General features: G+C 72.3%; 18 protein-coding genes. 6 read left to right on the top strand and 12 right to left on the bottom strand.

The window, feature by feature from the left end; translation table 11 throughout:
• Window positions 1–151 precede the first annotated feature (151 nt).
• From ACZ64A_RS00600 to ACZ64A_RS00590, 3 genes are read right to left on the bottom strand one after another with little or no spacing between them, the layout of a single operon-like run.
• Entirely contained in the window at window positions 152–913 is a 762-nt protein-coding gene (locus ACZ64A_RS00600) for a DUF3710 domain-containing protein (protein ID WP_469807240.1), read from the bottom strand.
• 1 nt (window position 914) lies between these two features.
• Window positions 915–1,466, bottom strand: a complete 552-nt coding sequence (dut, locus tag ACZ64A_RS00595) for a dUTP diphosphatase (protein WP_469807238.1) — start codon at window positions 1,464–1,466, stop codon at window positions 915–917.
• Window positions 1,463–2,047, bottom strand: coding sequence for a PaaI family thioesterase (locus ACZ64A_RS00590; RefSeq protein ID WP_469807237.1), 585 nt, complete (start codon window positions 2,045–2,047; stop codon window positions 1,463–1,465). Before ACZ64A_RS00590 ends, dut begins: the two co-directional genes overlap by 4 nt.
• Before the next feature lie 139 nt (window positions 2,048–2,186).
• On the opposite strand from ACZ64A_RS00590, the gene ACZ64A_RS00585 reads away from it, so the two are divergent.
• Window positions 2,187–2,663, top strand: coding sequence for a DUF3093 domain-containing protein (locus ACZ64A_RS00585; RefSeq protein WP_469807235.1), 477 nt, complete (start codon window positions 2,187–2,189; stop codon window positions 2,661–2,663).
• A 127-nt stretch (window positions 2,664–2,790) separates the two neighbouring features.
• On the opposite strand, the gene ACZ64A_RS00580 is transcribed toward ACZ64A_RS00585, so the two are convergent.
• From ACZ64A_RS00580 to ACZ64A_RS00565, 4 genes are all read right to left on the bottom strand, one after another.
• Window positions 2,791–3,732, bottom strand: a complete 942-nt coding sequence (locus tag ACZ64A_RS00580; protein ID WP_469807234.1) for a hypothetical protein — start codon at window positions 3,730–3,732, stop codon at window positions 2,791–2,793.
• A gap of 13 nt (window positions 3,733–3,745) precedes the next feature.
• On the bottom strand, window positions 3,746–4,042 hold the full coding sequence (locus ACZ64A_RS00575) for a DUF4193 domain-containing protein (RefSeq protein ID WP_043504706.1): 297 nt from the start codon (window positions 4,040–4,042) through the stop codon (window positions 3,746–3,748).
• A gap of 393 nt (window positions 4,043–4,435) precedes the next feature.
• A complete protein-coding gene (locus tag ACZ64A_RS00570) occupies window positions 4,436–5,668 on the bottom strand; it encodes a sensor histidine kinase (protein ID WP_469807233.1) in 1,233 nt (410 codons plus the stop codon).
• A 5-nt stretch (window positions 5,669–5,673) separates the two neighbouring features.
• The gene (locus ACZ64A_RS00565) at window positions 5,674–6,327 is read right to left on the bottom strand and encodes a response regulator transcription factor (protein ID WP_010353034.1); all 654 of its coding nucleotides are present in this window, start codon (window positions 6,325–6,327) and stop codon (window positions 5,674–5,676) included.
• A 552-nt stretch (window positions 6,328–6,879) separates the two neighbouring features.
• On the opposite strand from ACZ64A_RS00565, the gene ACZ64A_RS00560 reads away from it, so the two are divergent.
• The gene (locus tag ACZ64A_RS00560) at window positions 6,880–7,053 is read left to right on the top strand and encodes a hypothetical protein (RefSeq protein WP_361624935.1); all 174 of its coding nucleotides are present in this window, start codon (window positions 6,880–6,882) and stop codon (window positions 7,051–7,053) included.
• A gap of 97 nt (window positions 7,054–7,150) precedes the next feature.
• Here ACZ64A_RS00560 and ACZ64A_RS00555 read toward each other — a convergent pair whose 3' ends face one another.
• Together ACZ64A_RS00555 and ACZ64A_RS00550 are read right to left on the bottom strand one after the other, a co-directional pair.
• The gene (locus ACZ64A_RS00555; RefSeq protein WP_469807232.1) at window positions 7,151–7,966 is read right to left on the bottom strand and encodes an inositol monophosphatase family protein; all 816 of its coding nucleotides are present in this window, start codon (window positions 7,964–7,966) and stop codon (window positions 7,151–7,153) included.
• Between the two features lie 8 nt (window positions 7,967–7,974).
• Window positions 7,975–9,102 (bottom strand): ferrochelatase, encoded by a 1,128-nt coding sequence (locus ACZ64A_RS00550; protein WP_469807231.1) that lies wholly within the window; start codon window positions 9,100–9,102, stop codon window positions 7,975–7,977.
• Window positions 9,103–9,301: 199 nt separating this feature from the next.
• Here ACZ64A_RS00550 and ACZ64A_RS00545 point away from each other — a divergent pair, with 199 nt between their 5' ends.
• Both ACZ64A_RS00545 and ACZ64A_RS00540 read left to right on the top strand, forming a co-directional pair.
• Window positions 9,302–10,540, top strand: coding sequence for an MFS transporter (locus ACZ64A_RS00545; protein ID WP_469807230.1), 1,239 nt, complete (start codon window positions 9,302–9,304; stop codon window positions 10,538–10,540).
• Entirely contained in the window at window positions 10,500–11,819 is a 1,320-nt protein-coding gene (locus ACZ64A_RS00540) for a D-arabinono-1,4-lactone oxidase (protein WP_469807229.1), read from the top strand. The genes ACZ64A_RS00545 and ACZ64A_RS00540 overlap by 41 nt, the downstream gene beginning before the upstream one ends.
• Here ACZ64A_RS00540 and ACZ64A_RS00535 read toward each other — a convergent pair.
• Window positions 11,743–12,513: a hypothetical protein gene (locus ACZ64A_RS00535; RefSeq protein ID WP_469807228.1), complete on the bottom strand. Its 771-nt coding sequence runs from the start codon at window positions 12,511–12,513 to the stop codon at window positions 11,743–11,745. The two genes, ACZ64A_RS00540 and ACZ64A_RS00535, sit on opposite strands and share 77 nt — an antisense overlap.
• A 469-nt stretch (window positions 12,514–12,982) precedes the next feature.
• Between ACZ64A_RS00535 and sepH the strand changes: the two genes are divergently transcribed.
• On the top strand, window positions 12,983–14,056 hold the full coding sequence (gene sepH, locus ACZ64A_RS00530; protein ID WP_469807226.1) for a septation protein SepH: 1,074 nt from the start codon (window positions 12,983–12,985) through the stop codon (window positions 14,054–14,056).
• Between the two features lie 402 nt (window positions 14,057–14,458).
• On the opposite strand, the gene ACZ64A_RS00525 is transcribed toward sepH, so the two are convergent.
• Window positions 14,459–15,310 carry a sulfurtransferase gene (locus ACZ64A_RS00525; RefSeq protein WP_469807224.1) on the bottom strand — a complete coding sequence of 284 codons (852 nt, stop codon included), beginning with the start codon at window positions 15,308–15,310 and terminating at the stop codon, window positions 14,459–14,461.
• Window positions 15,311–15,601: 291 nt separating this feature from the next.
• On the opposite strand from ACZ64A_RS00525, the gene ACZ64A_RS00520 reads away from it, so the two are divergent.
• Entirely contained in the window at window positions 15,602–16,417 is an 816-nt protein-coding gene (locus tag ACZ64A_RS00520; protein ID WP_469807222.1) for a VOC family protein, read from the top strand.
• Window positions 16,418–16,511: 94 nt separating this feature from the next.
• Here ACZ64A_RS00520 and ACZ64A_RS00515 read toward each other — a convergent pair whose 3' ends face one another.
• The gene (locus ACZ64A_RS00515; protein WP_469807221.1) at window positions 16,512–17,162 is read right to left on the bottom strand and encodes a thymidine kinase; all 651 of its coding nucleotides are present in this window, start codon (window positions 17,160–17,162) and stop codon (window positions 16,512–16,514) included.
• Window positions 17,163–17,171 lie beyond the last annotated feature (9 nt).

Here is a 17,171-nt window from a genome sequence, read left to right as displayed (position 1 = left end):
CCAATATGTGAACGTGGAGCGCCTTTATGAACGCAGGCGTTGGCCGGAGACCATAGGTACGGACCAATGGACCGTCAAGGGGTCACGCATGCGAAAGGGCCGCACCCCGGTGCGGGGTGCGGCCCTGGTGTCGCTCGATCGAGCGGGCGGTCTAGCGGACCTCGGTGATCTCCGGTCCGCGCTGCAGCTGGCCCATGCCGCCGGAGAAGCGGGAGCCCTCCTCCTGCTGCTGCACGCCCTCGGGCACCATCTGCGCGTCGTTCGGCAGCTTCAGGACGATCGGGTCGCGCGGTGCCATCGGCCCCTCGCCTCGGACCACGACCGTGTCCCGGAAGATCTGCTCCAGCAGGCCGGCGGCCTGCGGCTGCACCGCGCCCTGCCCGGAGATCACACCGCGCAGGAACCAGCGGGGCCCGTCCACACCGACGAACCGCACAACCTGGAAGCCGCCCGTGCCGTCGGGCAGCTGCACCGGAACCTGGGCGCGCAGCTCCCAGCCGAGCGGGCCCTCGACCTCGTCGACGATGCCACCCTGCTGGGTGATGCCGGAGCCGATCTCCTCGCGCACCTCGCCCCAGATGCCCTCGCGCTTGGGCGCGGCGAAGGCCTGCAGCTGGATCGCGCTGTCGCGCAGGACGACGGTCGCCGCGACGATCGCGTCGCCCGCGACCTCCACACGCAGTTCCATGCCGTCGACGCCCGGCACGAACAGACCCCCGAGGTCCACGCGGCCCTCGGCCGGGTCGCGCACCTCGGAGACGTCCCACGGCCCGTCGGGCCGCGGCTCCGGCTCGAGCCGTACGCGCTCGCGCTCGCCCTCTTCGTCCGCCTCGGTGCCGACGCTGTCGACGACCTGCTCGGCCTCGCCGGCCGCGTCCTCGGCGGCGCCCTTCTTATTGCGACGTCCGAACACGTCACTGTCCTTCCCGGTCGGATACGACCGAAGCGTATCGATTCCCACCCGTCGGGCCGCCCTCGGCGACCTGACCGCTCGTGCCGCTCTCACCGCCCACCGCGGCATGGCCCCCGGTGGACCCGAAGCCCCCCTCGGCCCGTGCCGAGTCGGGAAGTTCCGCCACCTCCTGGAAGCGGACCCTCTCGACCTGCTGGACGACCAGTTGGGCGATCCGGTCGAAGCGCTCGAACCGCACGGACTCGCGCGGGTCGAGATTCACCACGATCACCTTGATCTCCCCACGGTACCCGGCATCAACCGTCCCCGGGGCATTCACCAGGGCGACACCGCAGCGGGCGGCCAGGCCGGAGCGCGGGTGCACGAAGGCCGCGTACCCCTCCGGCAGGGCCACAGACACCCCGGTGGGCAGCACCGCGCGCTCACCCGGGGCGAGTTCGCAGGCCTCGGTGGTGCGCAGGTCGGCCCCGGCGTCCCCGGGGTGCTCATACTCCGGAAGCGGCACGTCCGGATCGATCCGGCGCAGGAGCACCCGCAGCGGCTCGCGGCTCACGGGTTCACCTCGAAGGCGCGGGCCCGGCGCAGCTGGTCCGGGTCGTCCATGGCCGCCTGGATCTCCTCCTTGCGGCCGTGGTCGATGAAGTGGTCGACCTTGACCTCGATGAAGAGGGCGTCGGCGCGCACGGCGACGGGTCCGTCGGGGCCGCCGATGCGGCCGGTGGCGGTGGAGTAGATCTTCCGTCCGGCCACGGCCGTGACCTCGGCCTCCAGATACAGCGTGGTCCCGACCGGCACCGGCCGCACGAAGTCGGTCTCCAGCCGTCCGGTGACGGCGATCGTGCGCAGCAGCCAGTTCAGCGAGCCCAGCGTCTCGTCGAGGGCGGTGGCCAGGATGCCGCCGTGGGCGAGGCCGGGCGCACCCTGGTGCGCGGGCTGCACGGTGAACTCCGCGGTGATGCTGACGCCGTCGCCTGCCCGGGCCGCGAGGTGCAGTCCGTGCGCCTGCCCGCCGCCGCAGCCGAAACACTGTTCGTAGTGCGCGCCGAGGAGCTCACCGGGTGCGGGAGCGTCGGGATGCCGCACGGGTGGCGCGGCGTCGGCCGGGGGCTGAAGAGCTGGGGAAGTACCACTCACAGGCGCAGACCTTACCCGCCCGCCCGTCCCCCTCGGCCAGCCCCGCCCGGCGCCCGGCGGCCACCGCCGCCGGCGGGGCGGGCGCGGGGTGCGGCGCCTGATTGCGGGGACGTCCGCGGACCGTGCCAAGCTTGGCTCCATGCAGCTTCCCGCCACCCCCTACGAAGAACGCCTCACCGCCCCCCGTACGTGGTGGCTGGTCTCCTTCCTCGTGGGCCTCGCGCTCGCCCTGGTCTTCCTGCCCTTCGGCACGCTGCCGACGCTCGGCGGCCTGGTCGGCGGTACGGCCGTGTCGGCGGTCGTGGCCAGCGCGTACGGCTCGCTGCGCATCCGCGTGGTGAACGGCTTCCTGATCGCCGGCGAGGCGAAGGTCCCCGTGTCCGCGCTGGGCGAGGCGGTGGTCCTGGACGCGGAGGAGGCGCGCGCCTGGCGCACCTACAAGGCGGACACGCGCGCGTTCATGCTGCTGCGCGCCTACATCCCGAAGGCCCTGAAGGTCGAGGTCACGGACCCGGCCGACCCGACGCCGTACCTGTACCTGTCGACGCGCGAGCCGGAGCGGCTGGCCGAGGCGCTGACGGCGGCGCGGGAGGCGGAGGCCCAGCAGGGCTCGTAGCCCTCCCAGGGGCCCTCGGCCGCGGCTCGGGGGCCGGGGGGACCCAGGCGGGCCCCGGGGAGCCCGGGGATGCAGGTAGACCCCGGGAAGGCCCGGGGATGCAGGTGCGCTCCGCAGGGCCCTTGGCTCAGTTCTCCAGGTCCTCGGTGAGCTCACCCATGGCCAGGGGCCTCTCCGGCTGTTCCAGGGGCGGCAGCTCGGGCAGGGCCTCCCAGGGCACCTGCACCTTGCGCAGGTCGGTGCGGATACGGCCGGCGAGTCTGCGGGTCTCGCGGCGGTTCATGACCGCGCCGACCGCGGCGCCGACCATGAACGGCATCAGATTGGGCAGATCGCGCACCAGGCGCTTCATGATCTGCTGGCGCAGCTCGCGCTTCATCCGGCCCCCGAGGGCCGCGTCGAAGGTCGACGGCTTCGTCACGTCGATGCCCCGCTCGCCGGACCAGGAACGCAGATACACCGCGCTGCGGTCCTTGAGAGAACCGGGCGGTCGTACGCCGTAGACCTCGTGCAGCTCGGCGATGAGCTTCAGCTCGATCGCCGCGACGCCGGTGATCTCGGCGGCCAGCTCGGTCGGCATGGCGGGCGGCACGGGCAGCATCGCCGCGGCGCCCACTCCCGCTCCGACCGTCGCGGTCGCTCTGGTGGCGCCGGCCACAAGCTTGTCCGCCAGCTGCTCCGGACCGAGGCCGGGGAACTGCGCGCGCAGCGTCGCGAGATCGCGTACGGGCACGCGGGGTGCGAGGTCGATGATCCGGTCGGCGAGGTAGCTCAGGCCCGCGCGGGCACGGTCCTTGCCCTTGCTCGCGCTGGTCCTGGCCAGCTCCGTGACCTTGGTGCGGGCAGCCGCTGCCCGCCTTGTGGCGACGGGCGTGATCCGCCCGGTCCGGCCACGCGGGCCGGTCCGGTCGTCCGCGGCTTCGAGCGAGGCCGACCCTGCCGCGTCCGTCGGGGACGCAAGGGGTGAGCCTCGCTCGTCGTCACGCACGCCGTGGGGGCCTTCCAGCGGCCCCGGGTCCGCTCCCCTTCGGGAGAAGCGGCGCTTCCGAGAAGGGGTCGAGCCAGTCACGGCCGACCCGTCCTCAGTCGCAGTCGCGGCAGATCGGCTGGCCGTTCTTCTCTCGGGCCAGCTGGCTGCGGTGGTGCACCAGGAAGCAGCTCATGCAGGTGAACTCGTCCTGCTGCTTGGGCAGCACCCGGACGGCCAGCTCCTCGTTGGAGAGGTCCGCTCCGGGAAGTTCCAGGCCTTCTGCGGCCTCGAACTCGTCGACGTCGACGGACGACGCCGACTTGTCGTTGCGCCGGGCCTTCAGCTCCTCAAGGCTGTCGGAATCGACGTCGTCGTCGGTCTTGCGTGGGGTGTCGTAGTCAGTTGCCATGTCGCTCTCCCCCTCTGGGTGTCTGCGGTGTCTCCAGCGCACGTAACGCGTGAGAGGCCGGACTTGTGCCCGCCTCGAGGCGGAGATTTTGCCTCACATCAAGGTCTGTTACTCAATCGACACCCAACCGGACACCTCAAGAGTGATCGGCTTGGATGGCGATCGGGACCGTACACGGTCCGAATGTCGCACTTCAAAGGCGTCCCACCGTGTACTTCCCGTGATCAAGACCCCTGAAAACCCGGATTTTCCGGGCTTTCCGACCACCTTCATGATCACTCAGAGTAGATGGCCGGAAAATCGCCTTTGTGATCGATCACACATCGGAGGGTTGGACGAGGGCCCGGAAAATTCCGCGCAAAGCGAACATCCTCCGCGTGTGTCGCGAGGGTCTCACAGCGGCAGCGTGACCCGCATGACGAGCCCACCCCCCTCGCGGGGCGTCGCCGTGATGTGCCCGCCGTGGGCCCGCGCCACCGACCGCACGATGGACAGGCCGAGGCCGACCCCCTTGTCGCTGCCCGTGCGCTCGGTGCGCAGCCGCCGGAACGGCTCGAAGAGGTTGTCGATCTCGTACGCCGGGACCACCGGGCCGGTGTTGGACACCACCAGGACCGCCTGGCCGTGCTCGGTCTGCGTGGTGACCTCGACCCAGCCGCCCTCGGGGACGTTGTACCGCACGGCGTTCTGCACCAGGTTCAGGGCGATCCGCTCCAGCAGGACACCATTGCCCTGGACGACCGCCGGCTCGCGCTTGCCGCGCAGCTCCACGCCCTTGTACTCGGCCTCGCCGCGCACCTGGTCGATGGCCTGCGAGGCGACCTCGGCGAGGTCGACCGGCTTGCGCTCGACGATCTGGTTGTCGCTGCGGGCGAGCAGCAGCAGACCCTCTACCAGCTGTTCGCTGCGCTCGTTGGTGGCCAGCAGCGTCTTGCCGAGCTGCTGCAGCTCCACCGGCGCGTGCGGGTCGGACAGGTGCACCTCGAGCAGCGTGCGGTTGATCGCCAGCGGCGTGCGCAGCTCGTGCGAGGCGTTGCCCACGAAGCGCTGCTGGGCGGTGAAGGCCCGCTGGAGGCGCTCCAGCATGTCGTCGAAGGTGTCGGCGAGCTCCTTCAGCTCGTCGTCGGGGCCGTCCAGCTCGATCCGGCGGGAGAGGTCCGATCCGGCCACCGCACGCGCGGTGCGGGTGATCCGGCCCAGCGGCGACAGCACCCGGCCTGCCATCGCGTACCCGAACGCGAACGCGATCACCGCGAGGCCCAGCAGGGCCAGCAGGGAGCGGCTGAGCAGGCTGTCCAGGGCGTGCTGGCGCTGCTCGTTGACGCAGGTGTTCATGGCGCTGTTGAAGACGTCGGGCGACGCCTTGTCCGGCAGGTTGCAGACGTTGCTGGTGACGCTGCCGCTGGTGATCTTGAACGGCAGCTCGCTGCCCACGTTCAGTGCCTGTGCGGCGAGCAGGTAGATGATCGACAGCAGCAGGATGCCGGCGATCAGGAACATGCCGCCGTAGAGCAGCGTCAGCCGTATCCGGATGGTCGGACGCAGCCACGGGAACAGGGGCTGCGGCCGTCGGGGATCCCAGGTGGGCTTCGGTGGCGCCTGGGGAGGCGCGGGGGTGGCCGTCACGTCGATCAGATCCGGTAACCCGAGCCGGGCACGGTGACGATCACCGGCGGCTCGCCCAGCTTGCGGCGCAGCGTCATCACCGTCACGCGCACCACGTTGGTGAACGGGTCGGTGTTCTCGTCCCAGGCCTTCTCCAGCAGCTGCTCGGCGGAGACCACGGCGCCCTCGCTGCGCATCAGCACCTCCAGGACGGCGAACTCCTTGGGCGCGAGCTGCACCTCGCGGCCGTCCCGGAAGACCTCGCGGCGGTTGGGGTCGAGCTTGATGCCGGCCCGCTCCAGGACCGGCGGCAGCGGCACACTGGTGCGCCGGCCGAGCGCACGCACGCGTGCGATCAGCTCGCTGAACGCGAACGGCTTGGGCAGGTAGTCGTCGGCGCCGATCTCCAGGCCCTCCACGCGGTCGCTGACGTCGCCGGAGGCGGTGAGCATCAGCACGCGCGTGGGCATGCCCAGCTCGACGATCTTGCGGCAGACGTCGTCGCCGTGCACGAGCGGGAGGTCGCGGTCGAGGACGACCACGTCGTAGTCGTTGACGCCGATGCGTTCCAGAGCGGCCGCACCGTCGTACACGACGTCGACCGCCATGGCCTCCCGGCGCAGTCCGGTGGCCACCGCATCGGCGAGCAGCTGCTCGTCCTCGACGACGAGTACGCGCACGTCGCTTGTCCTTCCTCAAAGCCGCCGGGGCACGCCGCATCGGCGCACACAGGCGGAATCCGTACCGGGGTCTACGCCTCCATCCTGCCGCGTTGGCCCATAAACCGGTTGTAAGGCACCGCTCGGCCCCTATGGTCACCGTCCCGGCCCACCGGTACGAGGGCCGGTGCGAGGGGTATGCAGCACCCGCTGCTCGGCGGCTCCGGCCCGGCCTCTCCAGCCCCACCGGCCCCGCCGGCCCCGGCCCGTCGGATTCCGGCCACCGCCGGAGGCATATGCAGCCACATGCGGTCGCGGGAAGATTTATCGGCTCGCCGAGGTTTCCCCGGATGTCCGCAGGGGGAGGACGGCTTTACACCCCGCGATCACGCTCTGCTTGTGCCGCAGCACCATGCGGCATGACAGGCCGCTTCCGCAGAGCGGGCGTGGGTGTCCGGCACCGTCGCCGCCCAGCAGGGCAGCGCTGGGCACCCGCGAAAGACGTGATCGCCCCTTCCCGACCCGGCACACCCCCGTGCCATCGACCCACGACCCAGGACGAGGGGGCGCAGCATGGACGCTTTCACCGCAGGACTTCTGCAGCGCATAAGGGCAACCGAGTCCGACCTGTCGCGGGCTCGTGACGAAGGCGACGACTTCCTCATCGACGTGGAGCAGGGCGAGCTCGACGACCTGCGCCGCCTGGCCGCCGAACATGGCGTGGAAGTCGGCCTGTCCGGCGTCTGACCAGCCCGTGGCACGACCCCCCAGCAGGACCCGGTGAATCCAGCACCGGGTCCTGCTGCTTGTGGGGGCCGGGGTGCCCGCGAGAGCCGGAGCCTCGTCAGTCGTGCCAGGCGCCGAAGTCCTCCAGGAGCCGCTGGAGGGGCTCGAAGACGGCGGGAGTGGCAGCGATCGTCAGGTCGCCCGAGAGGGGCTCTCCGGGCCGTCCACCGGTCATGGCGCCCGCTTCCCGGGCGATCAGGTCACCGGCGCGGAAGTCCCACGGGTGCAGCCCCCGCTCGTAGTAGCCGTCGAGACGGCCCGCGGCGACGTCGCACAGGTCGATCGCGGCGGAGCCGCCGCGGCGGATGTCCCGCACGAGCGGGACCAGCCGGCGGACGACCTCGGCCTGGTGGTCCCTGACGTCGGCCACGTAGTTGAAGCCGGTGGAGACCAGGGCCTGCTCCAGGGGCGCCGCCGCACGGCAGGTCAGCCGGCGCTCGCCGTCCCAGGAGCCGGTGGCCCACGCCCCGCCGCCGCGCACCGCGTGGTACGTCTCCCCGCGCATCGGGGCGGCGACGACACCGACCACCGTCTCGCCGTCCTGCTCGGCGGCGATGGAGACCGCCCATGTCGGCAGGCCGTAGAGGTAGTTCACCGTGCCGTCGAGCGGGTCGATCACCCAGCGGATGCCGGAGCTGCCCTCGGTGGTGCCGCCCTCCTCGCCGAGGAAGGCGTCCTCGGGGCGGCGCTCGGAGATCAGCCCGGTGATCAGCTTCTCGGCGGCGATGTCCATCTCGGTGACGACGTCGACGTCGCTCGACTTGGTCGCGGCGACCGAGAGGTCGGCCGGCCGGCCGTCGCGCAGCAGGGTGCCGGCCCGGTGGGCGGCCTCCCGGGCGAGCCTGAGCAGGTCCACGTGCAGGGGGTCGGTCACGGCTCTCCTCACGCGTAGGGGCTGTCGGCGCCCGCGGCCGCGGGACGCGGGGCCCGGGACGGGCAGCAGCCCACCGGGCACAGCTGGTGGCTCGGGCCCAGGGCGCCCAGCGCGCACGGCGTGACCTCCTGGCCGCGCTCGGCCCGGGCGCGCTCCAGGACGAGGTCGCGGACCGCGGCGGCGAACCGCGGGTCGGCGCCGACGGTGGCCGAGCGGCGCACCGGCAGGTCCAGTTCCTCCGCCTTGGCCTTGGCCTCCGTGTCGAGGTCGTAGAGGACCTCCATGTGGTCGGAGACGAAGCCGATGGGGGCCATGACGACCGCCGAGGCCCCGGCGGCCCTGCGCTCCTCGAGGTGGTCGCAGATGTCGGGCTCCAGCCACGGGATGTGCGGGGCTCCGGAGCGGGACTGGTAGACGAGCTGCCAGGGGAGGTCGAGGCCGGTGCGCTCGCGGACGGCGTCGGCGATCAGCTGCGCGACGTCCAGGTGCTGCCTGACGTAGGCGCCGCCGTCGCCGTGGTCCTCGACCGGTCCCGAGGTGTCGGCGGCCGCGGTCGGGATGGAGTGGGTGGTGAAGGCGATGTGGGCGCCGGCGCGGACCTCCTCGGGGAGGTCGGCGAGGGACTCCAGCACACCGTCGATCATGGGCTCGACGAAGCCGGGGTGGTTGAAGTAGTGCCGCAGCTTGTCGATCTTCGGCAGCTCCAGGCCCTCGGCCTCCAGGGTCGCCAGGGCGTCGGCGAGGTTCTCGCGGTACTGCCGGCAGCCCGAGTAGGAGGCGTAGGCGCTGGTGGCCAGGACGAGGATGCGGCGGTGGCCGTCGCGGACCATCTCGCGCAGGGTGTCCGTGAGGTACGGCGCCCAGTTGCGGTTGCCCCAGTGGACCGGCAGGTCCAGGCCGTGCTCGGCGAAGTCCTTGCGCAGGGCCTCCAGCAGGGCGCGGTTCTGGTCGTTGATCGGGCTCACCCCGCCGAACAGGAAGTAGTGCTGCCCGACTTCCTTGAGGCGTTCGGTCGGGATACCGCGGCCGCGCGTCACGTTCTCCAGGAACGGAACCACGTCGTCCGGGCCCTCCGGGCCGCCGAACGAGAGCAGGAGCAGGGCGTCGTAGGGGCTGGCATCGAGCACGTCTGGCATGAGGTCGATCCTGCCACCCGTCACTGACAGCGGGGAAACGACGGGTGACCGGGGCGTCGGCCTGCGCTCCGGCGGCCTGGTTGCTCGTGTGCGTGAGGACGCCCTGACTCGTAAGCTGTAGCGGCTGCCCTCGCACCTTACGGAGGCGCCACCCACTCACACGGCCCCTCCCCCGGCCGTTCCGGACCCCGGAGACCACGTGCCCAGCCCCTACCGCGCCCTGTTCGCCGCTCCCGGCTCCAAGGGCTTCTCCGCCGCGGGCTTCGTCGGCCGGATGCCGCTGTCGATGATGGGCATCGGCGTCGTCACGATGATCTCGCAGCTGACCGGCCGCTACGGCCTCGCGGGCGGGCTGTCGGCGACGATCGCGCTGGCCGCCGCGGTGCTGGGTCCGCAGATCTCACGGCTGGTCGACCAGTACGGGCAGCGCAGGGTGCTGCGCCCGGCGACGCTGGTCACGCTCGCCGGGGCGGCCGGGCTGCTGCTGACCGCCCACTTCCACTGGCCGGACTGGCTGCTGTTCGTGTGCGCGGTGGGCATCGGCACCGTGCCGAGCCTCGGCGCGATGATCCGGGCCCGATGGGCCGAGGTGTACCGGGGCACCGAGAAGCTGCACACCGCGTACTCCTTCGAGTCCGTGGTGGACGAGGTGTGCTTCATCTTCGGGCCGATCATCTCCATCGGCCTGTCCACGGCCTGGTTCCCGGAGGCGGGTCCGCTGCTCGCCGCGTGCTGCCTCGCCGTCGGCGTCTTCTGGCTGACCGCGCAGCGGGCGACCGAGCCCGCGCCGCACCCGCGCGAGCAGCACGGCGGCGGCTCGGCGCTGCGCGCGAAGGGGCTGCAGGTGCTGGTGGCGACCTTCGCGGCCACCGGCACGATCTTCGGCTCGGTCGACGTCGTCACCGTGGCCTTCGCCGACGAGCAGGGCCACAAGAGCGCGGCGAGCGTCGTCCTGGCGCTGTACGCGGCCGGGTCGTGCGTCGCCGGGATCGTGTTCGGTCTGCTGCGCTTCACCGGGCCGCCCGCCCGCCGCTGGCTGCTGGGCGTGTGCGCCATGGGCGTGAGTATGATCCCCCTCCTACTGGTCGGAAACCTGCCGTTTCTGGCCGCGGCGCTCTTCCTTGCGGGCCTGTCCATCGCTCCGACGATGATCACGACGATGGCCCTCATCGAGGAGCACGTACCACGCGCGCATCTGACCGAGGGCATGACCTGGGTGAGCACCGGGCTCGCGGTCGGGGTCGCGCTCGGCTCCTCGGTGGCCGGCTGGGTGATCGACTCGGCCGGCGCGAGTGCCGGGTACGGGGTTCCGGCGGTGTCCGGAGCGGTCGCGGTGGCGGTCGGTTTCCTCGGGTACCGCCGGCTCAGCAGGCCGGTTCCGCGTCGGGGAGGCACCGTTGAGCAGCACAGCGAGCGGGAAGAACGGCACGTGGCGTAACTGGGGCGGCAATGTCTCGGCCCGCCCCGCGCGGGAGGTCACGCCCGCCTCCGTCGACGAGCTGGCCGCCGCGGTGCGGCGTGCCGGCGAGGACGGTCTGACGGTGAAGGCCGTCGGTACGGGCCACTCCTTCACGTCGATCGCGGCGACCGACGGCGTGTTGATACGCCCTCAACTGTTGACCGGTATACGCACCATCGACCGTGCGGCCGGGACCGTCACGGTGGAGGCCGGCACCCCGCTCAAGAGACTCAACATGGCGCTCGCGCGCGAGGGGCTGTCGCTCACCAACATGGGCGACATCATGGAGCAGACCGTCTCCGGCGCCACCAGCACCGGCACGCACGGCACGGGCCGCGACTCCGCCTCGATCGCCGCGCAGATCAAGGGACTGGAACTGGTGACGGCCGACGGCTCGGTGCTCACCTGCTCCGAGAAAGAGAACCCCGAGGTCTTCGCCGCCGCCCGGATCGGCCTCGGCGCCCTCGGCATCGTCACGGCGATCACCTTCGCGGTCGAGCCGGTCTTCCTGCTGACCGCGCGCGAGGAGCCGATGCCGCTGGATCGGGTGCTCGCCGACTTCGACGAACTGTGGGCCGAGAACGAGCACTTCGAGTTCTACTGGTTCCCGCACACCGGCAGCACCAACACCAAGCGCAACAACCGCAGCGCGGGCCCGGCCCGGCCGGTGAGCCCGGTCAAGGGCTTCATCGAGGACGAGTTCCTCTCCAACGGCGTGTTCCAGGTGGCCAACTGGGTGGGCCGGGCGGCGCCCGCCGCGATCCCGGCGATCGCGCAGATCTCCAGCAAGGCCCTGTCCGCGCGGACCTACACCGACATCCCCTACAAGGTCTTCACCTCACCGCGCCGGGTGCGGTTCGTGGAGATGGAGTACGCCGTTCCGCGCGCGGCCCTGACCGGGGCGCTGCGCGAGCTGAAGGCGATGGTGGACCGTTCGGGCCTGCGCGTCAGCTTCCCCGTCGAGGTGCGCACCGCCCCGGCCGACGACATCACCCTCTCCACCGCGTCCGGCCGCGACAGCGCCTACATCGCCGTGCACATGTTCCGGGGCACCCCCTACCAGCGGTACTTCACGGAGGCCGAGCGGATCTTCACCGCGCACGAGGGCCGGCCGCACTGGGGCAAGGTGCACACCCGGGACGCCGCGTACTTCTCGCAGGTGTATCCGCGCTTCGGCGAGTTCACGGCGCTGCGGAACCGGTTGGATCCGCAGCGGCGCTTCCAGAACGACTATCTGCGCCGGGTGCTGGGGGCGTAGCCGTCGCGGACGCGCCGGGCGTGGCGCCGGTGCCGGCCGAGCCGTCCTGCGTGGCGCCGCCGCTCGGGGTCGGCGTCGGCGTCGTACCGGAGGTCGCACCCGGCGTCGTACCGCCGGAGGCGGAGGGTGCCCCGCTCGGCGCGGTGCCGCCGTCCGCCGGCGGCGCCCCCGAAGGCGAGCCGGCGCCGTCGTCCCCCGGGCCCGAGGACGGGGACCGCGTGGCCGGCGAGGAGGCGTCCCGGCCGGTGAACGCATGACTGACGGTCGTACCCGTGCCGCCGCTGAAGCTGCTGCCGGAGACGAGTTCGAAGGCGGTGACGCCGGCCATCGTCACGCCGAAGACCACCGCGGCCGCGACGAGCGGCCGTCGCCAGCTCTTGACCCGCGCCCGGTAGACCGTGCCCTGGGTGTACTCACCGGGCGCCGGCGGCCGGGACCGCTCCCTCGGGCGGCCCGGCACCGTCACCGTGCGCAACTGCTCGCCGGTGTGCTTGAAGAAGTGCTGGAAGACCGTTCCGCCGCAGGTGGCGATGATGCTGACCACCCCGGCGCCGAGGATCGTGCCGTAGACGCCGAAGGAGGAGGCGAGTTTGGCGGCCACCACGGCGGCCACGGCGCTGCCCGCCACCTGAGGGAGACTCAGGTCGATGCGCTTCTTGTCCTGCCTCTGCGTCACCTGTCCGTTCCCTCTCATTCTCGTACGTGATCGACTTTTCCTGCTTGATCGACCAACTGCACGACAAAGGGACGTACGAACGAAACCAATAGTTCCGTTTCTGCTGATTGCGTGAAGTACGCCACGTTCAAGATCGCGAAAACCGGTTACCGGCGGCCAAGTCCCACCTCTTGCCAGAAGTTGAGCGGCGCGCCAATCCACGCGCATGGCCCGAATGGAGTACTGTTGCGAGCCCTGGGCCCGGTCTCCCGCCAGGATGTCCGGGGCCTTGCTGGACCGCCGGGAGGGGGGCTTGTTGCACAGGGTGACAGGGTTGGTCACTCAGCGTGGCGAATAGGTAACCGTGCCATAACGGCGATCCAGGGCCCGTGCCCGACACGCCGGGCAACTCGGCAAGGTTGTGGCAGGCTGCACCCGGGCAGGCCACACTCGACTAGCGGAAGCAGCGACGCACGTGACGTCGGCAGGCACCACCCGGGAGGTCCCCATGCCCGAACTGCGTGTCGTGGCCGTCTCCAATGACGGCACACGGCTGGTGCTGAAGGCTGCGGACAGCACGGAGTACACGCTTCCGATCGACGAACGGCTCCGGGCCGCCGTGCGCGGCGACCGTCCCCGCCTCGGCCAGATCGAGATCGAGGTGGAGAGCCATCTCCGCCCCCGCGACATCCAGGCGCGTATACGCGCCGGCGCGACGGCGGAAGAGGTCGCGCAGATGGCCGGCATCCCCGTCGACCGCGTACGCCGGTTCGAGGGCCCCGTCCTCGCCGAGCGTGCCTTCATGGCCGAGCGGGCACGCAAGACACCCGTCCGCCGCCCCGGCGAGAACGCCGGGCCGCTGCTCGGCGAGGCCGTGCAGGAGCGGCTGTTGCTGCGCGGCGCCGAGAAGGACACCGTGCAGTGGGACTCCTGGCGCCGCGACGACGGCACGTGGGAGGTGCTGCTGGTCTACCGCGTGGCCGGCGAACCCCACTCGGCGAGCTGGACGTACGACCCGCCGCGGCGGCTCGTGCAGGCGGTCGACGACGAGGCGCGCTCCCTCATCGGCGAGTCCGACGACCTCGCCCCGCCGGAGCCCAGCTTCCCCTTCGTCCCCCGCATCGCCCGTCTGCCGCGGGACCGTCCGCTGGACCGCGCACTGGACCGCGCACTGGACCGTTCGCTCGACCGGGAGCGGCCGAGCCTGCCCGCGCAGGCGTCGGAGCCGGCCGAGGAGAGCACGGCCGGCGAACGCGACTCGCTGACCAGCCTGCTGGAGGCGGTGCCGAGCTTCCGGGGCGATCTGGTGGTGCCGGAGCGCTCGTCGTCCGAGGAACCGGACGACGACGAGCCGGACGCCGAGCCCGCGGCGGAGGAGCCGCCCGCGCCCGCCGCCTCGGCCGGTGCCGGGTCCGCCTACGCGGACGTCCTCATGCCGCGCTCCGTCGGCAGCCACCGGGACCGCCTGATCGGTGCGACCGACCGCCAGGCCGAGGCCGACGGCGTCCGCCCCGGCCGCCGCGCGGCGGTACCGAGCTGGGACGAGATCGTCTTCGGCACGCGACGCAAGAAGCAGGAGTAGCCCGCGGGAGCGGGGCCGCGGCCCCGTGGACGACGTGACCGCCCCGCCCCGGTGTACGGCGCCCGGGCGGCGGTACGACGTCGGTCGCGCGGGCGTCTCGGGCGGTAGGGCCCGGCGGTAGGGGCCCGGCGGTACGGCCCAGGAGCTGGACCGCTCGCGCCGCGCCCACGAGGTGCGCGGTAGGACGACATGCCCGCACGCGCGTGTGAACGCTCCGGCGGGGCAGCGGACCTGCGCCCGGCGTCGGCACTCTGCACGTGCGGGTATGCGTGCTTAGCCGCACGCGGGCGTGCCTGCCCGGGTTTCACGCGCGCGTGCGTGCCCGGGCTTCACGCGTGCGTGCGTGTCCGCCGAGTCGCGCGCGACCCGGGGCGGAGGGCCCCCGCCCCGGGCGCTGGGTGGTCACTGCGGGTCCGGGCCCACCGCTACCGGCCGGTCGGGGTCCGACGACCACTCCGACCACGAACCGACGTACAGGGCCGCCGGGATGCCCGCCACGGCCAGCGCCAGCACCTCGTGCGCCGCGGAGACGCCCGAGCCGCAGTAGACCCCTACCTCGGTGTCGTCGGCGGCTCCGAGGTCCTTGAAACGGGCGCCGAGCTCCTCCGCGGGCAGGAAGCAGCCGTCGGGACCGACGTTGTCCGTCGTCGGCGCGGAGACGGCGCCCGGGATGTGGCCGCCGATCCGGTCGATGGGCTCCACCTCGCCCCGGTACCGCTCCCCCGCCCGGGCGTCGAGCAGCAGACCGGAGCGGGCGAGCGCGGCCGCCGCGTCCGCGTCCAGCAGCCGCACGGCTCCGGCAACCGGCTCGAAGTCGCCCTCCGGCGGCTGCGGCACCGCCGTCTCCAACTCGCCCTGCCACGCCGTCAACCCGCCGTCGAGGACCCTCACATCCGGGTGACCCGTGTAGCGCAGCAGCCACCACGCGCGTGCCGCCGCCCAGCCCTGCCCGCCGTCGTACACGACCACGGGCCGCGACGCGGACACGCCGGCGCTGCGCATCGCGGTACCGAAGACGTCGAGGTCGGGCAGCGGGTGGCGGCCCGCCGGGCCGGGGGCGGCGGCCAACTCGCCGTCCAGGTCGATGAAGACGGCACCGGGGATGTGTCCGTCCTCGTACTCGGCGCGGCCGTCGAACGGAGGCTCGCCGGCCGCCTTGGCCGTGCTCAGCTGCCAGCGGACGTCCAGCAGGACCGGCGGGTTCTCGCCGGTCAGCTCACCAGCGAGTTCGGATGCGGAGATGATGGCGTTCATGACCCCCATCCTTGCGCACAGGGTGGCCGCGTCGTCCCGGTCCGGCTACTCTGCTCGGCCGGACAGGCTCGGTCACCATGCGTACGGGATCGAGCACATGCCGTACCATCCATCGACACCCGCCGCCGGTACACGCGACGCGCGGGACACCGCGCTCCGGGCACAGCCCGACGTACCGACCGCCCCGTACCGCGCGGGGCGGGCCCGGCCGCGGCTGGTGTGCGTACCCCGCACGCGTCCGGTGAGCGGAATGGGACACGGCCACCGCGAGGGGCCGAGAAGAGAGTGACGATGACCGAGGCAGGCGGGTCGGCCGACCGGAACGGTGCGGCGCACGCCCGGTACGCGCCGGGAACACCCTGCTGGGTGAGTCTGATGGTGCACGGGGTCGCCACGACCCAGGAGTTCTACTCGGAGCTGTTCGGCTGGGAGTTCCAGCCGGGCCCGCAGCAACTCGGCCCGTATGTCCGGGCCCTTCTCGACGGCCATGAGGTGGCCGGCATCGGACAGCTGCCGCCCGACCGTCATCTGCCCATCGCCTGGACGCCCTACCTGGCCTCCGACGACGTGGACATCAGCGCCGAGACGGCCCGGCTGTGCGGCGGCACCATCGGCGTCGGCCCGCTGGACGCCGCCGAGGCGGGCCGGATGGCGATCGGCTCCGACCCGTCCGGCGCGGTGTTCGGGATCTGGCAGGCCTCGGCCCATCTCGGCACCGGCCTCACCGGCGTGCCCGGCACGCCCGTCTGGAACGAGCTGGTGACCTTCGAGACGGAGAACATCGCCAAGTTCTACGAGACGGTGTTCGGCTACGAGGAGGAGCCGCGGGCCTCCGCCGACGAGGACCGCGTGGTCCTGCGCGTCGGCGGCCGGGCGGTCGCCGGCATCCGCGGCGTTGGGCACGCGCTGCCGCGCGACCGGGGCCCGCACTGGATGACGTACTTCCAGGTGGCCGACGCGGACGCGGCGCTCGCCCGGGTCACCGAGCTGGGCGGCCATGTCCTCGGCGCGGTGCGCAGCAGCCCGTTCGGGCGCATGGCGCAGGTGTCCGACCCGGAAGGGGCGCGCTTCGCGCTGCTCCAGCCGCCGGACGGCGACCCCGCGTAGTCCGCACGGGCACGACCGCGCGATGCGGGCCGGGAAGGCCGGCGAGCAGCGCGGCCAGGCGGTGCGGGCAGCCGGCCGGTGCGGGCCAGCCGGGTCAGGCCGGTGGGACCGGCAGAACGTCCGGGGACAGGGCCGCCGCGTTGGCCGTCGCGGCCGTCATACGGCGCCGGTGGTGGCGGCGGCACAGCACCTCGTAGCCGACCTCGTCCGCCGACCGGTTGACGTCTCCGACGACTACCTGGGCGCCCTCGACGACCATCACGCCGCCCACCGTGCGCGCGTTGTGCGTCGCGCGGGCGCCACACCAGCACAGGGCCTCGACCTGGAGCACCTCCACCCGGTCGGCCAGCTCCACGAGCCGCTGCGAGCCGGGGAAGAGCTTGGAGCGGAAGTCCGTCGTGATGCCGAAGGCGTAGACGTCGAGCTCCAGGTCGTCGACGACACGCGCGAGCTGGTCGATCTGCTCCGGCGCCAGGAACTGCGCCTCGTCCGCGATCACGTAGTCCGCGCGCCCGCCGTGCGAGAGGTGGTCGACGACATAGGCGTACAGGTCCATGCCGTCCACGACCTCCACCGCGTCCGTGACCAGCCCGAGGCGGGAGGAGAGCTTGCCCTCGCCGGCCCGGTCGTCACGGGTGAAGATCATGCCCACCAGGCCGCGGGCGGAACGGTTGTGCTCGATCTGCAGAGCCAGCGTCGACTTCCCGCAGTCCATCGTTCCGGAGAAGAACACCAGCTCGGGCATGGGGGGATG

The organism is Streptomyces sp. NPDC104814 (genome assembly GCF_055583185.1).
The sequence above is the reverse complement of the archived record's forward strand: the minus strand, read 5'-3'. Positions and strand labels throughout refer to the sequence as shown.